This is a genomic window from Robertkochia flava (assembly GCF_020166515.1).
Taxonomy (GTDB): Bacteria; Bacteroidota; Bacteroidia; order Flavobacteriales; family Flavobacteriaceae; genus Robertkochia; species Robertkochia flava.
The window spans coordinates 140060-161480 of sequence record NZ_JAINZT010000006.1; the positions used below are offsets into that span (position 1 = coordinate 140060).

The following is a 21421-nucleotide window of genomic DNA, read 5'->3' on the forward strand; positions in this document are numbered from 1 at the left end:
GGAAGGAATACTATGGAAATAAACCTGATAAGTGATACGGTAACCAGGCCCTCAAAAGGGATGCTGGAAGCCATGATGCAAGCAGAGGTGGGTGACGATGTTTTTAAAAACGACCCTACTATTAATGCCCTGGAAGAAAAGGTGGCAAAACTGTTCGGAAAGGAGGCAGCCCTGCTTTTTCCAAGTGGAACCATGGCCAATCAAACCGCTATAAAACTACATACACAACCGGGAGATCAGCTTATCGCGGATAAATACGCCCATGTGTATAATTACGAAGGCGGAGGTGTAAGTTTTAACAGTGGGGTCTCGTGTAAATTAATAGACGGAGAGCGCGGAATGGTTACCGCCAAACAGGTAGAGGCTTCCATTAATCCACCGGACTTTTATCATAGTCCGAGAACTTCCCTGGTTTGCCTGGAAAATACGACTAACAAGGGAGGGGGTGCCTGCTGGGATCTTGAGGAGATGAAGGCCATTCGAAAGGTTTGTGATACACATGGGCTGAAATACCACCTGGATGGAGCCCGCCTTTGGAATGCCATGGTGGCCAGAAAACAAAAGCCCCAAGACTTCGGGCATCTTTTTGATACGATCTCTGTATGTTTTTCCAAAGGACTGGGTTGCCCGGTGGGCTCCATGCTGGTTGGTTCAAAGGAAGATATGGATAAGGCACTTCGTATCAGGAAGGTACTGGGCGGTGGCATGCGTCAGGCCGGTTACCTTGCAGCCGCAGCCATATATGCCCTGGATCACCAGTGGGAACGACTCGAAGAAGATCACCGGAAAGCGGAAGAGATCGCCGCAGTGCTGCGCACGTTACCCTTTATAAAAGGGGTGGAACCCGTAGAAACCAACATCCTGATCTTTAATATCACCGATGATGTGGATGAATCGGGATTTCTGAACACCCTTAAAGAACACGGCGTCCATATTATCAGTATGGGGCAGGGAAAATTGCGCATCGTGACGCATCTCGATTATACCGATACGATGCATCAGTATTTTCTGGACCTGATTCAACGTATACCAGTAAAAAAAGCGACCCTTTAGGAGTCGCTTTTTTTTCTTGATGATGTGTGTTATTCTACAGAAAGGTCCTTGATTTTCGCTCCTGCAGCGTGATTCTTAACCGAAGAAATTCCATTTTCCATCCCTGCTTCAGAGGTGTACATTTGAGAACTACCGATTACCTGGCCGTTTGCAGCCTTAAGGTTAAAATGAAATTTGCCGTTGGATGCTGTTTTTCTTTCGTATTTCCCGTCATCATCGGCATTGTCCATTACCGACTTTATTCCCTTTTCTGCCCCGTTCTTACTCTCGTACCCCTGGCTTGACAGTATGATCTGTCCGTTATTTGCCTTCAGGTTAAAGTAGAATTTTTGATTTTTGTCGCTTTGAAATATTTCAAACATGGGTTCAGGTATTTTTTAAGATTTAACTTTTAAGAACTTAAATATACCTCAAGTATGAAAAAATATCCCTTTACAACTTGTTAAGCGGGGTTTAAAATCCGTTAAAGTACAGTAGCCCTATTTAAACATATCCATTCCCGGAATATCGGGCATTCCCTCTTTGGCCACTGCTCCAAGCTCCGCCTCATTGACCTTGGTGGCTTTTTCGATCAGGTTGTTCACCTGCAGGATCAGATAGTCTTCCAACTGCTCTTTATCTTCCAGGAGTGAATCGTCGATCTCGATACTTTTCATTTCCCGGTTCGCTGTCATACTGAGTTTGAGCAGGCCATCATTACTTTCCTGGGTAACGATAACGGTATCCAGCCTTTTTTTGGTTTCTTCTATTTTTTTCTGGGTTTCCTTGATCTTGCCCATCATTCCCATTAAATCTCCAAACATGGTCTTTTTCTTTAAGATTAACGGGACAAAATTAATAATTTCACCGGGCAATTATTAAAACTTTTACCAGAAGCAGCAATTCTATACCGAAGTAGTATTTTTGTTGCCATTGGTTAAAAAGATGTATTAGATATATGAAGGTATTAAATGCCCCTGTAGCGGAGCAACGTCCGTTCAAGCTGGAAAAGCACGGTGATATCAGAGAGGACGAGTTCTATTGGTTAAGGGATCGGGATGCAGATGCGGTTATCGCCTATCTGAACGAAGAAAATGCCTATTATGAAGCGCAAACAGCTCATACAAGGGGGCTTAAAGAGAAGTTATTCCTGGAAATGCGCTCGCGTATCAAGGAGGACGATGAATCGGTACCCTACCATTATAATGGTTACTGGTATATTACCCGGTATGAGGAAGGTAAGGATTACCCCTTGTATTTCAGAAAAGCAGATACAGAAGGGGCGGAAGAAGAGTTGCTGTTTGATTGCAATGAAATGGCTGCCGAGCACAGTTATTTTCATCTCCGGGGCATCAATATTAGTCCGGATAACCGTTGGGTGGCCTATGGGGTGGATACGGTAGGGAGGAGAATTTATACCATCTATATAAAAAACCTGCAGACCGGGGTTTTTTATGAGCACGAGATCGAACATACCACCGGAAGCAGTGTTTGGGGAAACGACAATTCCACGCTGTTCTATACCAGAAAGGATGAAGTGACCCTGCGCTCAGACCGGATCTACCGCCATCAGTCGGGCTCGGACCCCGAGCGTGATGTGCTGGTGTATCATGAGGAAGATGAAACCTTTAACGCCTTTGTCTATAAATCCAAATCGAATCGCTATATTATTTTCGGATCGGAAAGTACCCTTACCTCAGAATACAGCATTCTGAACGCGGATGATCCTTTAGGCGCTCCGGTGGTGTTTCAGCCTCGGATCAGAGGATTGGAATATGGCATATCGCATTATGAGGATCATTTTTATATTCTTACCAATGCCGATAATGCGACCAATTTCAAGCTGATGAAAACCAGGACAGATGCTACGTCCAGGGAGCACTGGCAGGAGGTTATTGCACATCGTGAGGATGTTTTGCTGGAAGATGTGGATATCTTTAAAAAGTACCTGGTGGTGAGTGAGCGTAAAGAAGGACTTAACCTGATCCGTATCATCCGTTGGTCTGACGGTTATGAATATTTTATTCCTTTCGATAATGAAACCTATACGGCGTTTCCATCGACCAACCTGGATTTTGATACGGTCAACCTGCGTTATGTATATAATGCCCTTACTACGCCGGCAAGTACCATAGATTTCAATATGGATACCATGGAAAAAACCATCCTGAAAGAGCAGGAGGTGCTGGGTGGGAATTTCAATAAGGATCACTACGCTTCAGAGCGGATCTGGGTTGAGGCTGCAGACGGGGTAAAGATTCCGGTTTCAATTGTGTATCGAAAAGGCATAAAACTGGATGGAAAAAATCCGTTGTTGCTTTATGGATACGGGTCTTACGGAGCTATTATAGATCCGTATTTCTCCTCGGTACGACTGAGTTTACTGGACCGGGGCTTTATTTATGCCATAGCACATGTAAGAGGAGGGGAATACCTCGGCAGGCCTTGGTATGAACAGGGAAAATTATTGCATAAGAAAAATACGTTCTCGGATTTTATCGCCTGTTCCCGTTCCCTGATCGAAAGGGGGTATACCTCAAGCGAACATTTATATGCCATGGGAGGGTCTGCCGGAGGGTTGCTAATAGGGGCAGTGATCAATGAAGCTCCTGAATTATATAATGGGGTTGTGGCCCAGGTACCCTTTGTGGATGTGGTAACCACCATGCTGGATACGACCATACCGCTTACAACCGGGGAATTTGATGAATGGGGAAATCCGGAGGAAGAATCCTTCTATCATTATATCAAATCCTATTCTCCCTATGACAATGTAAAAGAGCAGAACTATCCTCATATGCTGATCACCACAGGGCTACATGATTCCCAGGTACAGTATTGGGAGCCTGCAAAATGGGTGGCTCGCCTTAGAGACCGGAAAACTGACTCTAATTCCCTGCTTTTTTATATTAATATGGATGCGGGGCACGGCGGTGCTTCCGGGCGTTTTGAGGCCTTGAAGGAGGAGGCAATGGAGTACGCTTTTCTCCTTGATTTAGAAGGTATAAGCATCTAATTAAAAAAAAATTTTAAATTTGCATCAATCCGAGTCCCTCCAAATTCTTTGGACCTAACTTGATATCTATGGAACAAAAGATTAAAGCTTACAACAACGTACTTGAGTTAGTAGGAAATACTCCTTTGATCAAACTCAATAAAATCACCAGTAATTTCGATGGTAACTTTTACGCTAAAGTGGAAGGATTTAATCCTGGTCACTCCTCTAAGGATCGTATTGCGCTCCATATTATTGAGGAAGCTGAAAAGCGAGGGGTATTGAAACCTGGGGACACCATTATTGAAACCACTTCGGGTAATACCGGTTTCAGTATCGCCATGGTGAGTATTATTAAAGGGTATGAATGTATCCTGGCGGTAAGCTCCAAGTCGTCTAAAGACAAGATCGACATGCTCCGTTCTATGGGGGCCAAGGTTTATGTTTGTCCTGCCAACGTAAAGGCAGACGATCCCAGGTCGTATTACCAGGTAGCCAGGCGGCTGCACGAGGAGATCAAGGGGTCGGTATATATTAACCAGTATTTTAACGCGCTCAATACAGATGCACATTACCGAACCACAGGACCCGAGATCTGGGAACAAACCGGTGGGGCCATCACCCATTTGGTAGCCTGTAGCGGAACCGGAGGTACTATTTCAGGTACTGCCCGTTTCCTTAAGGAAATGAACCCTGATATCCGTATCATAGGTGTTGATGCTTATGGGTCGGTCTTAAAGAAATACCATGAAACCAGGGAGTTCGACCCTGCAGAGATCTATCCCTACAGAATTGAAGGACTGGGAAAAAACCTTATTCCTACCGCGACTGATTTCGACGTAATTGATACCTTTGTAAAGGTGACCGATGAGGAGGCCGCCCATTCTGCCAGAGAGATTTCAAAAACTGAAGGGTGTTTTGTGGGATATACCAGCGGGGCTGCCATGCAAGCCGTTAAGCAACTGGCTGCAGAAGGTGAATTTAATGAGAAAAGCAACGTGATCATTATATTTCCCGATCATGGCTCGCGATATATGAGTAAGGTTTACAGCGATGACTGGATGGAGGAGCAAGGATTTTTTGACGCTGTGAATTCTGAACTGGAACAGGACATTCAATACGTGAAATAAATTATAATAACATGGAATTCGCCAAGGTAGAAAAAGTTGAAAAACTTGATCCCCTGGAATTCTATGAGCTTTACCTGCGTCCCTGCAAACCGGTTATTTTTAAGGATCTCGCCTCCGAATGGGCTGCCGTGAACAAATGGACCCTGGAATTCTTCAAGGAGCGATACGGGCATTGGGAGGTCCCCATGTACGATAGCTCCTATCACAATCCCGGGAAAGGATATATGAAACCCGTGGTCTATAAAAAATTCGGAGATTATCTCGATCTTATTGCAGCAGGCTCCACAGACCTGCGGTTTCATAATTTTCAGATCATGAAAAGGGCTCCTGAACTTTCAGGCGATTTCCAGATCCCTGATATTATGGATGGCTTTTTGCGGTTTGCTTTGATGTTCTTTGGAGGAAAGGGGGCTGCGCTGAACCTGCATTACGATATCGATTGTTCTCATGTGTTTCTCACCCATTTTCAAACCCAGAAAAAAGTTTTTCTGTTTTCCCCTGATCAGGGGCCATTGCTTTATCATTTGCCTTTTACCAATCACGCCCATGTGAACGTGCTCAATCCCGATTTTGAAAAATACCCTGCTTTTCGGATGGCTGAAGGCCTGGAAGCTATTATTGAGCACGGAGAAACATTATTTATTCCCAAGTTATGGTGGCATTTCGTATATTACTCCGAAAGTGGGTTTTCCCTGGCTTTAAGAGCCAATGATTCGTGGGCTACCAAAACCAGGGGAATATGGAATCTTGTAAGGCTGTTTACCATGGATAATGGTATGAATTTGCTTGCAGGAAATTCCTGGAAAACTTTTAAAGAGCAAACCGCTCATAAGCGGGCTGCAAATTACCTGAATCAAAACAGAAGAAAATCTGCTTAATGAAAAATATTTTGATCACCGGGGTTTCTTCCGGTATTGGCTATGGAACTGCATTGTATTTCCTGGAAAAAGGATACCGCGTTTTCGGTAGTGTAAGAAAGCAAAAAGACCTGGAAAGAATCGCTGAACGCTTTCCGGACCGGTTTATCGGACTGGTATTTGATACCACCTCTGATGAAGGCATTGCCGGTGCCCTGGAACAGGTTAAAGAAGTACTTGGGCCTGATCGCGGGCTTGATGTTTTGGTAAACAATGCGGGCATTTCTGTAAATGGTCCAATGGCCTACATTGCTGTTGACGAATTCAGGCATCAGCTTGAGGTTAATGTTTTGGGGGTGCTTCGGGTAACCCAGGCCTTTTTACCATTACTCGGTTTCGATAATTCCCTTCCCAAAGGTCATATTATAAATATAAGTTCCGGATCCGGAAGGGTTACAAGACCTTTTATGGGGCCGTATTCTGCTTCTAAATTTGCGCTTGAATCCATGTCGGATGCTTTTCGAAGAGAATTGATGGGCATGGGGATCAAGGTCACCGTGGTAGAACCGGGTCCGATCAAAACAGATATCTGGTCAAAGGCCAGGAAAGGCGATGAAGAAGTTAAATATTCCGGAACCGTTTACGGGGAGGTGTATCGCAATCTCGATAAGATGGTGGATAAAATGGAGGCCATGGCTCTTGATACCGAAGAAGTGGCTGAATTGATATATGATATTGCGGAAGGTAGGAAAAATAAGACCCGATACCTGATTGCTCCAAAGCGTTGGATGTTCCTGTTAGCCATCTATTTATTGCCAGACAGGACTCTCGACCGGATGTTTAAAAAGCAATTCGACGGGCTGGTTCGGCAATGATAAATATGTTATGATAAGAGTTTTAAATTCTTTACTTTTGCCAGCTGTTAAATAAGACAATCTTAAAAACACTCCATATACATGAGAGATTTATTTGATAGAATTATCGAAAACAAAGGGCCTCTTGGAAAATGGGCCTCACAGGCTGAAGGTTATTTTGTTTTTCCAAAACTGGAAGGACAAATTTCCAACAGGATGAAGTTTAATGGGAAGGAAGTAATCACATGGAGTATTAATGACTATCTGGGATTGGCCAATCACCCTGAAGTGATTAAGGCAGATGCCGAGGCTGCAGCCGAACACGGGGCAGCTTACCCTATGGGGGCCAGAATGATGAGTGGACATACCGATCTTCATGAACAATTACAAAACGAACTTGCAGCTTTTGTAAATAAGCAAGCTGCTTACCTGCTTAATTTTGGATACCAGGGTATCATGTCGGCCATCGACGCACTGGTAACTAAAGACGACATTATTGTTTACGACGTAGACTCGCACGCATGTATCATAGACGGTGTACGTCTGCATATGGGAAAACGCTTTACCTATCAGCATAACGATATGGAAAGCCTGGAGAAGAACCTGGAGCGCGCTACCAAAATGGCGGAGCAAACAGGTGGTGGGATCCTGGTGATCTCTGAAGGGGTTTTTGGTATGCGAGGAGAGCAGGGACGTCTTAAAGAGATCGTTGCGTTAAAAGAAAAATTTAAGTTCAGACTTCTCGTTGATGATGCTCACGGATTTGGTACTCTTGGTGCCACAGGGGCAGGAGCAGGAGAGGAGCAGGGAATACAGGATGGGATCGATGTATATTTCGCGACCTTCGCGAAGTCGATGGCCAGTATCGGTGCATTCCTTGCCGGAGATAAAGAGGTGATCGACTATCTGAAATACAACCTGCGTTCGCAGATGTTCGCCAAGTCGCTGCCAATGATCTTCGTAAAAGGAGCCCTGAAACGTCTTGATATGCTCAGGACTATGCCGGAGCTCAAGCAAAAGCTATGGGATAATGTGAATGCCCTTCAGAACGGACTGAAAGAACGCGGTTTTGATATTGGAACCACACAGAGTTGTGTAACTCCGGTATATCTTAACGGAAGTATTCCTGAGGCTATGGCCCTGGTAAAGGACCTTAGAGAGAATTACGGTATTTTCTGTTCTATTGTTGTGTATCCTGTGATCCCAAAAGGCCTCATTCTTTTAAGAATGATCCCTACGGCAACACATACCATGGAAGATATTCAAATTACCCTGGATGCTTTTTCAGCGATCCGTACCCGACTCGAGAACGGAACCTACAAGCGACTGTCGCAGGCAGTTGCCATGGCAATGGGTGAATAAAGAAACTGATCCTGTTTTAAATATTAGATCCGCCGGTATTTCCGGCGGATTTTTTTTGACTTTAACCTGCGGATTCAGGGAGGTAGTACAGAGACCTATGTGTTTAACTATTTTTATTATCCTTTAAGGATCGTTTTTAGTCTATACCAAAGCATAACCCATTCCAGCCTATCTGAACTGTCTGACAGGAGCAAAATAGCCTAAGGCACCTCTTAGAAATAACCGCAGTCATCATAAAGATGTCTGCGGGTTTTGAATTTAATTTTTGAATAAGGCCTTAAGCTTCAAATTTTGAAAGTTCTTTGCGATAGGTACGCCATTTCTTGATGAGCCTCGGGTCGTAATCCTTCCATAGGGCCTGTACCTGGTTATTGGTTTCCAGTTCGGGATTGGTTTCCACTACCTTGACGCCCTTGGCATTAAATAGATTGATCACTTCTTTGAAAATGATCGCGGTAATGCCCTTCCCGGTGTATTCCGGGCTCACTCCGATAAGCAGCAAGGTAGCCTTGTCGTTCTTTTTCATGGCTCGCATAAGGTGATAAAATCCAAAGGGGAATAGTTTTCCATTGGCCTTTTGAAGCGCCTTGGTGAACGAGGGCATTACTACGGAAAACGCGACGAGCTCCCCTTGTTTATCCGCGATAAGTGCGATATAGTCGGGGTGGATGAATTTCAGAAACTTTTGCTTGTAATGCGCTACCTGGTAAGGCTTTATAGGGGTAAAAGACTGTAAGGAACCGTAAGCCTTGTTCATAAGGTCAAAGATCTTATCGGCGTAGGGCAGGAGTTCTTTATTGGTTTTGAATTTTAATAGATGTAGCCCGAAACGTTCCATGACCAGGCCTGCGAACTTATCTACCTTGGGCGGCACCCCTTTGGGTACGTCTATTTCATATTCCTTCCAGTCGATCTCTTTGGTAAACCCGGCATCTTCCATCAGGGTGTTGTAATAGGGAGGATTGTAATAGGTAGACATGCTTCCCGGGCGGTCAAAGCCTTCCAGTAGCATCCCGGCCTTATCCATGTTGGTAAAACCGGCAGGCCCTTCAGCATATTCCAGACCCAGTTCCCTGCCTTTTTCTGCTACTTTTTTAAACAGTTTTTTTGCTACGGCCATATCATTGATGGCTTCAAACCAGCCGAATCGTATTTTTGGTTTCCCAAGTTCCTTAACCTCCGGCCAATTAACGATAACCGCGATCCGGCCAACAGGAGTATTATTTTTAAAAGCCATATAGAACCAGGCATCAGCTTCGCGGTAGGCAGGATTCTTCTCCGGATCAAAATTATCGATCTCTTCCTTTATGATGGGAGGCACCCAATTCGGGGAACTTTTATACAGTTCAAAGGGGAATTTCACAAATTGCTCAAGACCTTTCCTTCCGGCAATTTCCCTGATCTCAATCGTAGTATCACTCATATTCTCGTCCAATTAAAAGGATTTATTCCTTTTCTTATTTCTCTTCTGTTTTTTAAGAGCCTTCTTCTCGAATGAAGACATATTGTCTATTTTCTTTTTCGGGTCCTTGTGAAAGTCCAGGCGGTACGCCACCCCCATCTCTCCGAAATACCTCCCCGGAGTATCCTTTATGTTCAGGCCACCGGAAAGATCTACCTGCAGGTTTTTATTTAATAAGTGGGCAGCCCCAAGGCGAAATACTCCGTCTCCGTAAAAATCACTTTTAAACCCCTGGTGTTCCGCAAATAAAGACCAGCGCCCGTTACTAAGGGCATGGGTTAGCGTGATCACATAGTTCAATGCAGGATCATCGCCGGTAAATTTATCATAAATGAGGTTGGAAACCAAAACCCATCGTGGGGTTAGCTGGTGTTGTGCCGCCAGCATAACCTTTGGGCTTACGGTAGGTTCATTGGGAGGGAGGAAAGGGTTGTCTCCAAAATTAAAATTTGCCCCGGCATAAATGGCAATGGCCGGTATCAGGTTCTTCCATTGAAAAGAATTGTTGGCCTTCCAGCTGTAGATGTTGGGTTTGCTGCGCTCTTCATTTTTAAAAGGGTCATAGATCAGGTATTTTGCTCCTACCGTATTGTGCAGGAAATTAGTGCGGTTGTAGCTGGATGCCGGCAGGGTGGAATTGTCTGTAACCTGTTCATAGGCGGCACTACCATCTATAATGATCTCCAGTTGTTCAAAAAACAATCCGAACCGGAAGACATAATCCAACCCGAATTGATCAGCGCTGGTTCGTAGTCCAGCATGTTCCCTGTTTTCATAAAAAAAACCGTTTTCTCCCTGTATAACCCCTGTTCCAACACCGTAGGCGCTGTAGGAGGCACCGGGCCGGTTGGAGTTAATGGTATTGGTGTACTGGGAATAGCCGGGAAAGGCAAGCAGAACAAGAAGCAGGAGGCAGGTATATGGGCTTTTCATGGGTGAAAATTTTATAAGTTTCGGGGTATTATCTTTCGGTTTTACCGCTCTAAAATAATAAGATTGTGGCATTATTCCTTCTATGTTGAGAAACTCTGTTGTGATTATAACTGAAATCGGGGTAATTTATTATTTTTTTAAGGCGGCCCGCCATGGGAAACCCTTATTTTTGCGGTGTAATTCAAAACCAAAAGCATGCAGTTACTCAGAACATTGCTTATCATTTTGATGATCCTTTTCGGAATGAGAATTCTGGCCAGGCTTTTCGGGCCGTTTCTAGTGAAATATGCCTCAAAGAAGGTAGAGAAAAAATTCAGGGAACGCTTCGAAAAACAATATGGAGGCAGGAATCCGGACAGCAATTATAAGGAAGGTGAAACCATCGTTGAGCCTGATAAGACCACTCGAAATTCCAAAAATTCTTCAGAAAAAGTTGGAGAATACATCGAATTTGAAGAAATTGACTAACCTAACTAACTAGACGACTTAATGACAGACCAACTGAAAAAGGCAGTACCTCATTTTGTGGTACTGTTGTTGTTTATTGCAGCTTCTCTTTTTTACTTTTCTCCGGTTCTTCAGGGGAAACAGATCTTTCAAAGTGATATTGTTCAATACATTGGTATGGCCCATGAACGGGACCAGTACAAGCAGGAAACAGGGATCGAATCTTACTGGACCAACAGTGCCTTTGGGGGCATGCCTACCTATCAGTTAGGCGCAAATTACGCCCATAATTACATCAAGAAACTGGACCGTGCGCTGCGGTTTTTACCCAGGCCGGCAGACTATCTTTTTCTCTATTTTATAGGCTTTTATATGCTCATGCTGGTTCTCAGGGTACCCTGGAAGCTTGCTGCAGTCGGGGCACTTGGATTTGGTTTTTCCACCTATCTCATTATTATTCTGGGGGTAGGGCATAATGCAAAAGCCCATGCTGTTGCCTATTTTCCCTGGGTGTTGTCCGGTATCCTACTGGCGCTGAGAAAACGCTATGTTGCAGGGTTCCTGTTAACCGCCCTGGGTATGGCCCTTGAGATCAATGCGAATCACTTTCAGATGACCTATTACCTGTTGCTTCTTGTCCTGGTATTAGGAGGCGTATTTCTTTTTGATGCAATCAGAAAGAAAGAGCTCCCTTCTTTTTTTAAGGGGATAGGGGTTTTGGTGATTGCAGTTCTTCTTGCTATCGGAACCAATGCAGCGAACCTTCTTGCTACCAGTGAGTATACAAAATGGTCTACCAGAGGGGCCAGTACATTAACCATGGATCCGGAAGGGAACCCGGTTGAGCAAAGCAACGGACTGGATAAGGAATATATTACTGCATACAGCTATGGTATCCTGGAATCGTTCAACCTGTTTTCTTCCAGGTTGTTCGGAGGTGGCGATCAGGAAAATGCAGGGAAAGATTCGAATACGTATAAATTCCTGGTGAACCAGGGTGTAAATCCCGGACAGGCCGAGAATTTCACTAAAGCCCTACCCATGTACTGGGGCGGACAGCCTGGTGTTGCCGCACCGGCTTATGTGGGAGCCGTACTCTTATTTTTCTTTGTAGCAGGAATATTCCTGGTCAGGGAAAAACACAAATGGTGGTTGCTGGGCGGTGCCCTGTTATCGCTGGTACTTTCCTGGGGTAAGAATTTTGAAGCCTTAACCAATTTCATGATCGATTACTTCCCGCTTTACAATAAGTTCAGGGCCATTACCTCGGTGCAGGTCATTCTCGAGCTTTGTATTCCAGTACTGGCAGTATTGGCCATGGCGGCATTACTGGATAAATCGGTGGAGAAAGCTGTCAAGGAAAAGGCCATTACCTACAGTTTATTGATTTTCGGGGGATTAGGAGCGGTGTTGTTTTTATTAAAAGGAACCTTTGATTTTACAGGAGCCTATGATGAGTATTATGCCCAGTCTGTTGGACCGGAGGTGGTACAAATGATCGTGAGAGATCGAAAGGCATTCTATACCCAGGATCTTCTGAGGAGCCTGCTTTTTGTAGTGTTGTCCGGAGCACTGAGTTGGTTGCTGGTTCGTGGAAAATTGAAACGCGACCTGTTTATTGCAGGTGCTGGAATTCTCATACTTGCAGACTTGGTAACGGTAGATAAGCGCTATGTGAACGAGGAGGATTTTGTTCAGGCAAGGGTGATGAAGAAACCTTTTCAACCCGATGAGGCCGATCAGGAAATTCTTAAAGATCAGGGACATTTCAGGGTGTATGACACTCAGGAAGGTCTTAATGGCGCCGGAACTTCCTACTTCCACAACTCCATTGGGGGCTATCATGCAGCCAAACCGAAGCGAATTCAGGAACTGTTTGAATATCAACTGGCTCAAAATAATCCGGAGGTCCTCTCGATGTTCAACGTGAGATATATTAAAAGACGCGATGAACAAGGTCAGGTAGTTGCCATGAATAATCCGAATGCCAACGGGAATGCCTGGTTCGTGGAAGAGCTCGAAGCGGTAGAGAATGCCAATGCCGAGATGCAGGCACTTACCGGTCTTGACACGAGCAGAAAGGCTGTGGCAGACACCTCTTCCTGGGAAGAAAAGGAATGGAAGAAATATATCGGAAATTACGTGAAAGATTCTGCCAGTGCCATTTCCCTTGCGTCTTACGCCCCCAATAAAATGGTATACAAAAGTTCCAATGCACATGACGGGATCGCTGTATTTTCAGAAATGTTCTATCCACATGGTTGGGAGGTGAGCATCGATGGCTCAGAAACAGGACATTTCAGGGTTGATTATGCGTTAAGAGCTCTTTTTGTACCCGCCGGGGATCATGAGATCGTATTCGAATTTAAGCCTGAAGTGGTGCAAACGGGCACCACCATAGCCCTGATGAGTAATTTGTTGTTATTCCTGTGCTTTCTCGGAGGCATTTATCTGCTATTCGGGAAAAAGGCGATAAAGTCGTAACTGTGGAGCCGAAAACGCTAAAAAGAGTTCTTATCATAACCTATTACTGGCCTCCTGCCGGAGGCCCCGGGGTGCAACGCTGGCTGAAATTCGTTAAATACCTCAGGGAATTTGGCGTTGACCCCCTGGTATATGTTCCCGAAAATCCCAGTTACCCGCTGTTAGACCAGGACCTGATCAAAGAGGTGCCGGAGGATATCACAGTTTTTAAACATCCTGTATTTGAACCGTATTCCATAGCATCGGTATTTTCTAAAAAGGGAACCGAAGCCATGAGCAGTGGCCTGATAAAGGAAAAGGAACAAGGGATCAAAGAACGCCTGCTTTTATGGATAAGAGGGAATCTTTTTATTCCGGATGCCCGCAGATTCTGGATACACCCCTCGGTAAAATTTCTCGAACCGCTACTTGAGCAAAAACAAATTGATACAGTGGTCACCACAGGCCCTCCGCACAGCTTACACCTGATAGGATTAAAGCTTCAGAAGGAAACCAAGGTGAAGTGGATCGCAGATTTCAGAGATCCCTGGACCAGTATAGGCTATCATAAAAAACTGAAATTAAGCCGCTGGGCTGCAAAAAAGCATAAGCAACTGGAAAAAAAGGTGTTGAAAAGTGCGGATATCGTACTTGCCACAAGCCATACTACAGCAAAGGAGCTTGAAGGGATCTCAGGTAGGGGAGTTAAAACCCTGACCAACGGGTTCGATACAGCGGATACCCCGGTAGAGGTTGGCCCTTCTTCAAAATTCCGGCTTGCTCACATAGGATCCCTCCTTACCGGCCGGGACCCTAAAATTCTCTGGGAGGTACTGGGAGAATTGGTGGAGACTGAACGGAGTTTTAAGGACGACCTTGAGATCAATCTGGTTGGTGCTGTGAGTGAAGAGGTACTGCAATCGGTTAAAAATGCCGGCCTGGAACCCTTTCTGTTTGTGAAGGGATATGTATCTCATGACAAGGCCCTGCAATTGCAAAGGGAAGCCAGGGTATTACTGCTGCTGGAGATCGATTCAAAAGATACCCGCGGAATTATTCCCGGGAAACTTTTTGAATATATGGCTGCAAGGCGCCCGGTTTTGGCAATTGGTCCGGAAAACTGGGAAGCCGGAGAACTCCTTGCCGAAAGCAGGGCAGGAGCAGTATTTACCTATAAGGAGAAACAACCCCTTAAAGAAGCGGTAATTGAGCTTTACCGCAATTATAAGAACGGAACTATCTTCGGGGAAGAAACCCAAATAAGTCAATACACCCGAAAGGCCCTGACCGAAAAATTAGCCACCATTATTAAGGATATCTGATGGGAATCGTTAAAAAGCAATCTCTCGCAAATTTGATGAGTACCTATGTCGGTTTCGGAATAGGGGCAGTGAATACTATCTTTCTGTACACATACTTTCTAACCGATACCTATTACGGTCTGGTAACGTACTTGTTATCTACGGCTAACCTGCTTATGCCAGTTCTTGCATTTGGAGTCCAGAACACCCTCGTAAAATTCTATACGTCTTTTTCCGATACCGAAGAGCGACGAAAATTTACTGCCATGATGCTTTTTTTACCCCTGTTGGTTGCGGTAGTACTAGGAGGGATAGGGGTATTGACCTTTAAATTCATATCATCTTTCCTTACCGCTGGCAATGAGGTGATCTCTGATTATATATGGACCATTTATATTATTGGGTTTGCCATGGCCTATTTCGAGGTATTCTATGCCTGGGCAAGGGTGCATCTTCGATCTGTATTCGGGAATTTCCTCAAGGAGGTATTCCCCAGGATCTGCATTATGTTGCTACTGCTGGCAGTATCTGTGAAATGGCTGGACGTAAAAGCATTTATCTATTCCCTTGTATGGGTATACCTGCTGCGAATGCTGCTTATGGCGCTTAGTGCGGCCAGGACACAAAAACCGTCTTTAGAATGGGGACTGCCATCCAGGTGGGTGGATATTTTGAAATACACGGTTCTGATAATTATAGGAGGGTCGGTAGCCGCTGTTTTTCTTGATATTGACCGGTTTATGATCAACCAGTATGAGCACATTGAAAACATTGCATACTACAGTGTAGCGGTTTACATAGCAGTAGTTATTGCAGTTCCGGCAAGAGCACTGCATCAGATCACCTATCCGCTGACCTCTAAACTGATGAATGAACGCAACCACAGGGAGCTTGCTGAACTCTATCGCAAGAGCTCCATCAACCTGCTTGTGGTAAGCGGCCTCATTTTTGTTCTCATCATGGTGAATATTGAACAACTTTATATGCTGCTTCCGGATTCCTACCGTGGCGGAATTACCGTGGTATTTTTGATCTCCCTGGCGAAACTTAGTGATAATCTTATTGGAAATAACAATGCCATTATTTACAATAGTAACTATTACCGTATGGTTCTGCTTTTCGGTCTTTTACTGGCGGTTTTAACGGTGGTATTGAATATGATCTTTATTCCTTTGTGGGGTATAAACGGAGCTGCATTTGCCTCCCTTTTGGCCTTTCTCATTTATAATGCCTCCAAGTTATGGTATATTAAAAGAAAAATGGGCCTTTTTCCGCTTACAGGAAATACGGTAATGGTCTTTGTGATCATGTTTGCATTTCTGCTGGTGTTCTATTTCTGGAGCTTTCCTTTCCATCCCATCCTGAATATCATTCTCAAGTCAGTAATGGTGGTGGGGCTTTATCTTTACCTGGTGTACCACCTTAAGGTTTCCGTTGAGATCAATGAAGAGATCGACAGCTATATAAAAAAGGGGAAGCCTTAATTGGGTTCCCCTTTTTTGTTACACTAATCAAACTCATTAAAATTGCCTAAGTCTCTCAGGATCTGTTTTTTCTTCCTCTGGTGCTTCTGTCATTTTTTGCATTACCAGATTTTGATCTGGAAGAATAGGTCCTGCTCATGTTTTTACCGCTCTTTCGGTTATCCTTTTTGCTGTAGGCTCTGCTTTTTTTAACTGCAGCCCTTTGCGGTTTCTGATAACTATTGCGTTTCGTCCGGTTTACCGTAGTAGAGCGGGTTATGGTTTTTCCGCCCTTTTTAACTTCTGTAGTTCGGGTACTACTTACACGAACAGGCTTTTTATTTTTAGCATTGTAATTCCTGTTATAACCTTTTCCGGACGGATTCCTTCTTGGTTTGTAATCTTTGTTATACCCCCTGGTATTGTTGGCTACAGTTTTCTTTCTTCCGTTGGAATTCGGAGTTGATTTATTGTAGCCTCTTTTATTCTTTTCATACCTGAGGCTTCGATCTCTGATATCCCGTCTTACCTGAACATCTCTCCTGTTCACCACTCTGCGGTCATTCATATAAACACTACTTCTGGGGTTCTTACCCTTATGGTGATAGGTTCTTCCCACATTGGCATAGGCCCTTCTGTGGTTGTTGTTGTACGGTCTGTAATAGGTGTATCGTACAGGGTGGTAATACCTTCTGTAGGGTCTCGGATTAACGATACAAAACCTGGCTGCTGGTCGTACAAAGTAATTGTATACCGGTCTGTACACGAATTGTCTGTTATACACATTTACATATCCCTGGAATCTGCTAAATCCGCCATAGGCATCGTAATACACGTATAGGCCACCAATTCTGGAGACACGTCCCCTGTTGTACCATACATTAATATTCCCGATCCGGTTTACTCTGCCATAGAAATCATAATATACAGGAGTGTTTTCGATCTGGATCACTGCCCCGTAATCGTCATACTGAACCCAGGGGTCGTAATTGAATCCTGAATTAAAACTGATACTTACTCCCGGACTGTGGTATGCGGCACCAAGGTAGGAGGGTTGATCGATAAAAAAGTCGAACTCCCCATCTGGATATACTGAAAACGTAATACCGCCTTCAACGAATATCATGGAATTGGAATAACCAAAAGTTCGTTGTGAAGCCTCTCCGGTAGTTCCGGCCTGTATTGCTCCATAGCTCAAAAAGATGCTTAAAAATGTAATGATAACGTGTTTCATGATCAAAAGGGTTTTAAGGTTCAACAACTTTTGGTTGGTATTACTTTCTTACATTCAAACAGCGTGCCAAAATTGATGATGCCCGAATTTACTGGGCTGCAGAAGTGTTTGTGGGAATAGTATACTATTGGTAAACAGTGTTTTATAAAAAAAAACTCCACAATCCGATCTTAGCGAAACGGTATTGCGGAGTTTTTAAAACTAACCAACCAATAATCAAAAAATTAGCACTGGGCTAATACCTTTATGTTTTCAGATCAGAACCGTTTTAGAAGATGTACTGAGGGTACGGTTTAAAACTCCTCAGGTTAAGCTCTTCAGATTTTGGGTCCTGATGTATAGTATTGATTTCAAATAGTGTGCCAAAAAGTATTCAGACGATCGCTACAGGACTTTTAATGCGTCTTCAAGCGCTTTCGGCTCAGCCCTTTTGGTGTAATCTTCATTGGCATAAACGTAACGTACAATCCCGGTTTCATCAAGAATAAAGGTCGCAGGTACAGGGAGGTTCCAGTCGCTGTTTCCCTGGGATGTTTCGAGATCGATCCCGAAAGTACTGTAAACTTCCTTAAGGCTTTCAGGAACCTGGAATACCAGTCCGGCCTTTTTAGCCAATTCATGATCCTTATCACTGAAAACTTTAAAGTTCAGGTTGTTCTTTTCTGTAGTGGATAGTGAATTATCAGGGGTTTCAGGACTTATGGCAATAAGTTGTGCTCCCAGCGCCTTGAAATTTTCAAGTTCTTCCTGCATACTTCTCAATTCCAGGTTGCAATAAGGGCACCAGCCACCCCTGTAGAAACTGATAATGGTTTTGGTGCCTTCTATTTCCTTGCGGAGGGATACCGGTTGGTGGTGAGGGTCGGTTAATGTGGCATCCGGAAATGAAGCTCCTGTTTTGAGTATGGTGTCGGTGATGGCTTTTTCTTTGAGTATAAGGGTGGCCTGATCCATGACAGATAAGGCCTCTTCAGGTATTTTATTACGGTTGGCCTGGTTGAGGGCATTCAGTTTTTCTGTTAATGACATAATGTAAATTGATTTTAGATTCCTTAAATGGGTCGTTTAAGAAAACCGTACATTACCCTAAATCACAAAAAATCAGCTACAGCTTTTCCCGAAGGTACTTCCAGGTATGCCCCTTTTTAAGTGCAACTACCTCTTCAGGAGTTCCGGAAGCAACGAGTTGCCCACCATTTATTCCGCCATCGGGCCCCAGGTCTATAAGATAGTCTGCACATTTGATGAGATCCAGGTTGTGTTCAATAACCACTACCGAATGCCCTTTTGCGATCAGGGCATTAAAGGATGCCAATAACTTTTTGATGTCGTGGAAGTGGAGCCCGGTTGTGGGTTCGTCAAAAATAAACAGGGCTTTGTCACTGCTGTTCCCTTTTACCAGAAAGGAAGCCAGTTTGATCCGCTGTGCCTCTCCGCCGGAAAGGGTGGAGGAGGACTGACCAAGGGTAACATAACCCAAACCAACATCCTGAAGGGGTTTTAATTTATTTACAACCTTGGTTTCCTTGTTCGATTCGAAAAAATCAACGGCATCGTCAATGGTCATATTCAGGATGTCGTCTATGTTCTTTTCCTGGAATTTAACCTCCAGCACATCCTTTTTGAATCTTTTTCCACCGCAGGTCTCACACTCCAGGTGGACATCGGCCATAAACTGCATTTCTATGGTTACCTCGCCCTCACCTTTACAGGTTTCACATCGGCCCCCTTCAACATTAAAAGAAAAGTGTTTAGGCTTATAGCCGCGAATTTTAGATAATTTCTGATTCGAAAAAAGTGACCGGATATCGTCATAAGCTTTGATATAGGTGACCGGGTTGGAACGGGAGGAACGCCCGATGGGGTTTTGATCCACAAACTCCACTGATTTGAGCTTACCGAAATTCCCTTCTATAGCAGTGAACTGTCCGGCCTTCTCTCCATACCCTCCCGTTTCCTTTAAAACTGCAGGAAAAAGGATCTTCTTTACCAGGGTGCTTTTCCCACTTCCGGAAACCCCTGTAATTACGGTCAGGCAGTTCAATGGAAATCGGACATCCAGATTTTTGAGGTTATTTTCCCGGGCTCCTTTAATGTCTATATAAAAGCTTCCTTTTCGGCGTTTTTCAGGCAGGGCTATTGTTTCTTTTCCGCTCAGATACTTCCCGGTAAGTGAACTGTTTTTTAGCAGTGATGCATAACTGCCGGTTGCGACCACTTCCCCGCCGTGGGTTCCGGCCTCGGGTCCAATATCGATAATCTCATCGGCAGCTTTCATGATATCTTCGTCGTGTTCCACCACGATAACCGTATTGCCAAGATCGCGTAGGGATTTGAGTACGCCAATAAGTTTTTCGGTATCCCTGGGATGCAATCCTATACTGGGTTCATCCAGGATATACATGGAACCTACCAGGCTGCTTCCAAGGGAGGTGGCCAGGTTGATTCTCTGGGATTCACCTCCACTGAGGGTGTTGGATTTACGATTGAGAGTCAGGTAATCCAATCCGACATTACTTAGAAAATCCAGCCTGTTGTTGATCTCTTTTAACAGGCGATTGGCAATGGTGGTTTCATGCGCCTCCAGAACGAGTTCCTTGAAGTATTTCTTTAACTGATCTACCGGAAGCTCCACCAGGTCAATAATAGTTTTATCACCCACCTTTACATAGGAGGCTTCCTTTCGCAGGCGTTTTCCTTTGCAAACCTCACATTTGGTCTTCCCCCGGTATCGGGACAGCATGACCCGATTCTGTATCTTATAGCTTTTTTCTTCCAGTTCATTGAAAAAGGTTCTCAGGCCTGTGAAATAGGAATTCCCTTCCCAGATCAGGTCCCTTTGTGCCTCGCTAAGCTGATACCAGGGTTTGTGAATGGGGAAATCAAATTTATAGGCGTTGTTAACCAGTTGATCGCGATACCAGCTCATACTTTCTCCTCTCCAGGGAAAAATAGCGTTCTCGTATACCGATAATCCTGTATTGGGAACGATGAGTTCTTCATCAAGGCCTATAACGTCGCCATAGCCTTCACATTTGGGACAGGCCCCGTAAGGATTGTTGAAACTGAAAAGATGTACATTGGGTTCGAGAAAGCTCATCCCGTCCAGTTCGAACTTGTTACTGAAAGGGTGTGTTTTTCCTGTGCGTACCTCCTCGAGGATACATTCACCCTTTCCTTCAAAAAAGGCCGTGTCTACCGCATCGGCAAGGCGGTTGAAAAAATCTTCATTATGGCTTACCACAACCCGGTCTACCACCAGGAAAAAATCGTGGTCGATCTCTTCTTCAATTTCGTCAATGCGCAGTACCTGTTCCTGGTATTTGATCCTTGCATACCCCTGTTGTGCCAAAATCTGTAGTGTTTTCAGAACACTCCTGTCGTCAGGGATGTGCACGGGTGCAAGGAGCAATAATTTACTGCGTTCCTCAAACTGTTTAACAAAGCGGATCACGTCGGTAACCGTATGTTTCTTCACTTCCTTCCCCGATACGGGAGAATAGGTCTTTCCGATACGGGCATACAGCAGCTTAAGATAATCGTAGATCTCTGTGGTAGTACCCACGGTAGAACGGGGGTTGGTGGAATTCACCTTTTGTTCTATAGCAATTGCCGGAGCTATTCCTTTGATGTAATCTACCTTAGGCTTATCCAGGCGACCCAGAAATTGCCGGGCATAGGAGGAAAGACTCTCCACATAACGTCGTTGCCCCTCGGCATACAACGTATCAAAGGCAAGACTGGATTTTCCACTTCCTGACAACCCCGTGATCACCACAAGTTTGTTCCGGGGGATCGCTACATCTATGTTTTTCAGGTTGTGGAGTTTAGCTCCTTTTATGAGGATATTTTTTTTGGGATCTAAAGTGGAAATATCAATCATAGCCT

The 21421-nt window shown here is 44.4% G+C and carries 17 protein-coding genes; 10 read left to right on the top strand and 7 right to left on the bottom strand.

Features of this window, described 5'->3' with window-relative positions:
• Window positions 1-12 precede the first annotated feature (12 nt).
• A complete protein-coding gene (locus K7R11_RS09695) occupies window positions 13-1053 on the top strand; it encodes a threonine aldolase family protein (RefSeq protein WP_224490348.1) in 1041 nt (346 codons plus the stop codon).
• 29 nt (window positions 1054-1082) lie between these two features.
• On the opposite strand, the gene K7R11_RS09700 is transcribed toward K7R11_RS09695, so the two are convergent.
• Together K7R11_RS09700 and K7R11_RS09705 are read right to left on the bottom strand one after the other, a co-directional pair.
• Window positions 1083-1415, bottom strand: a complete 333-nt coding sequence (locus tag K7R11_RS09700) for a YegP family protein (protein WP_224490349.1) — start codon at window positions 1413-1415, stop codon at window positions 1083-1085.
• 117 nt (window positions 1416-1532) lie between these two features.
• Entirely contained in the window at window positions 1533-1856 is a 324-nt protein-coding gene (locus K7R11_RS09705) for a YbaB/EbfC family nucleoid-associated protein (RefSeq protein ID WP_224490350.1), read from the bottom strand.
• 134 nt (window positions 1857-1990) lie between these two features.
• On the opposite strand from K7R11_RS09705, the gene K7R11_RS09710 reads away from it, so the two are divergent.
• The 5 genes from K7R11_RS09710 to K7R11_RS09730 all read left to right on the top strand — a co-directional run bounded on the left by K7R11_RS09710 (window position 1991) and on the right by K7R11_RS09730 (window position 8230).
• Window positions 1991-4048 carry a S9 family peptidase gene (locus K7R11_RS09710; RefSeq protein ID WP_224490351.1) on the top strand — a complete coding sequence of 686 codons (2058 nt, stop codon included), beginning with the start codon at window positions 1991-1993 and terminating at the stop codon, window positions 4046-4048.
• A 68-nt stretch (window positions 4049-4116) separates the two neighbouring features.
• Window positions 4117-5157 carry a PLP-dependent cysteine synthase family protein gene (locus K7R11_RS09715; RefSeq protein WP_224490352.1) on the top strand — a complete coding sequence of 347 codons (1041 nt, stop codon included), beginning with the start codon at window positions 4117-4119 and terminating at the stop codon, window positions 5155-5157.
• Between the two features lie 11 nt (window positions 5158-5168).
• Window positions 5169-6035, top strand: a complete 867-nt coding sequence (locus K7R11_RS09720; protein ID WP_224490353.1) for a cupin-like domain-containing protein — start codon at window positions 5169-5171, stop codon at window positions 6033-6035.
• Window positions 6035-6889, top strand: coding sequence for an SDR family oxidoreductase (locus K7R11_RS09725; RefSeq protein WP_224490354.1), 855 nt, complete (start codon window positions 6035-6037; stop codon window positions 6887-6889). Before K7R11_RS09720 ends, K7R11_RS09725 begins: the two co-directional genes overlap by 1 nt.
• Before the next feature lie 81 nt (window positions 6890-6970).
• Window positions 6971-8230 (top strand): aminotransferase class I/II-fold pyridoxal phosphate-dependent enzyme, encoded by a 1260-nt coding sequence (locus K7R11_RS09730; protein ID WP_224490355.1) that lies wholly within the window; start codon window positions 6971-6973, stop codon window positions 8228-8230.
• A gap of 277 nt (window positions 8231-8507) precedes the next feature.
• On the opposite strand, the gene K7R11_RS09735 is transcribed toward K7R11_RS09730, so the two are convergent.
• Together K7R11_RS09735 and K7R11_RS09740 are read right to left on the bottom strand one after the other, a co-directional pair.
• A complete protein-coding gene (locus K7R11_RS09735; protein WP_224490356.1) occupies window positions 8508-9653 on the bottom strand; it encodes a GNAT family N-acetyltransferase in 1146 nt (381 codons plus the stop codon).
• Between the two features lie 12 nt (window positions 9654-9665).
• Window positions 9666-10625, bottom strand: a complete 960-nt coding sequence (locus tag K7R11_RS09740) for a transporter (RefSeq protein WP_224490357.1) — start codon at window positions 10623-10625, stop codon at window positions 9666-9668.
• 195 nt (window positions 10626-10820) lie between these two features.
• Here K7R11_RS09740 and K7R11_RS09745 point away from each other — a divergent pair, with 195 nt between their 5' ends.
• Genes K7R11_RS09745 through K7R11_RS09760 form a run of 4 tightly spaced genes read left to right on the top strand, consistent with a single transcriptional unit; the run spans window position 10821 to window position 16320 of the window.
• Window positions 10821-11093: a DUF4834 family protein gene (locus tag K7R11_RS09745; RefSeq protein WP_224490358.1), complete on the top strand. Its 273-nt coding sequence runs from the start codon at window positions 10821-10823 to the stop codon at window positions 11091-11093.
• A gap of 21 nt (window positions 11094-11114) precedes the next feature.
• Window positions 11115-13556, top strand: coding sequence for a hypothetical protein (locus tag K7R11_RS09750; protein ID WP_224490359.1), 2442 nt, complete (start codon window positions 11115-11117; stop codon window positions 13554-13556).
• A 2-nt stretch (window positions 13557-13558) separates the two neighbouring features.
• Window positions 13559-14857 (top strand): glycosyltransferase family 4 protein, encoded by a 1299-nt coding sequence (locus K7R11_RS09755; protein ID WP_224490360.1) that lies wholly within the window; start codon window positions 13559-13561, stop codon window positions 14855-14857.
• Window positions 14857-16320 (top strand): oligosaccharide flippase family protein, encoded by a 1464-nt coding sequence (locus K7R11_RS09760; RefSeq protein WP_224490361.1) that lies wholly within the window; start codon window positions 14857-14859, stop codon window positions 16318-16320. Before K7R11_RS09755 ends, K7R11_RS09760 begins: the two co-directional genes overlap by 1 nt.
• Before the next feature lie 55 nt (window positions 16321-16375).
• Here the strand turns inward: K7R11_RS09760 and K7R11_RS09765 are convergent, their stop codons facing one another.
• The 3 genes from K7R11_RS09765 to uvrA all read right to left on the bottom strand — a co-directional run bounded on the left by K7R11_RS09765 (window position 16376) and on the right by uvrA (window position 21416).
• Window positions 16376-17533: a hypothetical protein gene (locus K7R11_RS09765; protein ID WP_224490362.1), complete on the bottom strand. Its 1158-nt coding sequence runs from the start codon at window positions 17531-17533 to the stop codon at window positions 16376-16378.
• 384 nt (window positions 17534-17917) lie between these two features.
• A complete protein-coding gene (locus tag K7R11_RS09770) occupies window positions 17918-18562 on the bottom strand; it encodes a peroxiredoxin-like family protein (RefSeq protein WP_224490363.1) in 645 nt (214 codons plus the stop codon).
• A 76-nt stretch (window positions 18563-18638) separates the two neighbouring features.
• Complete coding sequence (gene uvrA / locus K7R11_RS09775; RefSeq protein WP_224490364.1) at window positions 18639-21416, bottom strand: excinuclease ABC subunit UvrA; 2778 nt, start codon at window positions 21414-21416, stop codon at window positions 18639-18641.
• Window positions 21417-21421: the final 5 nt, after the last annotated feature.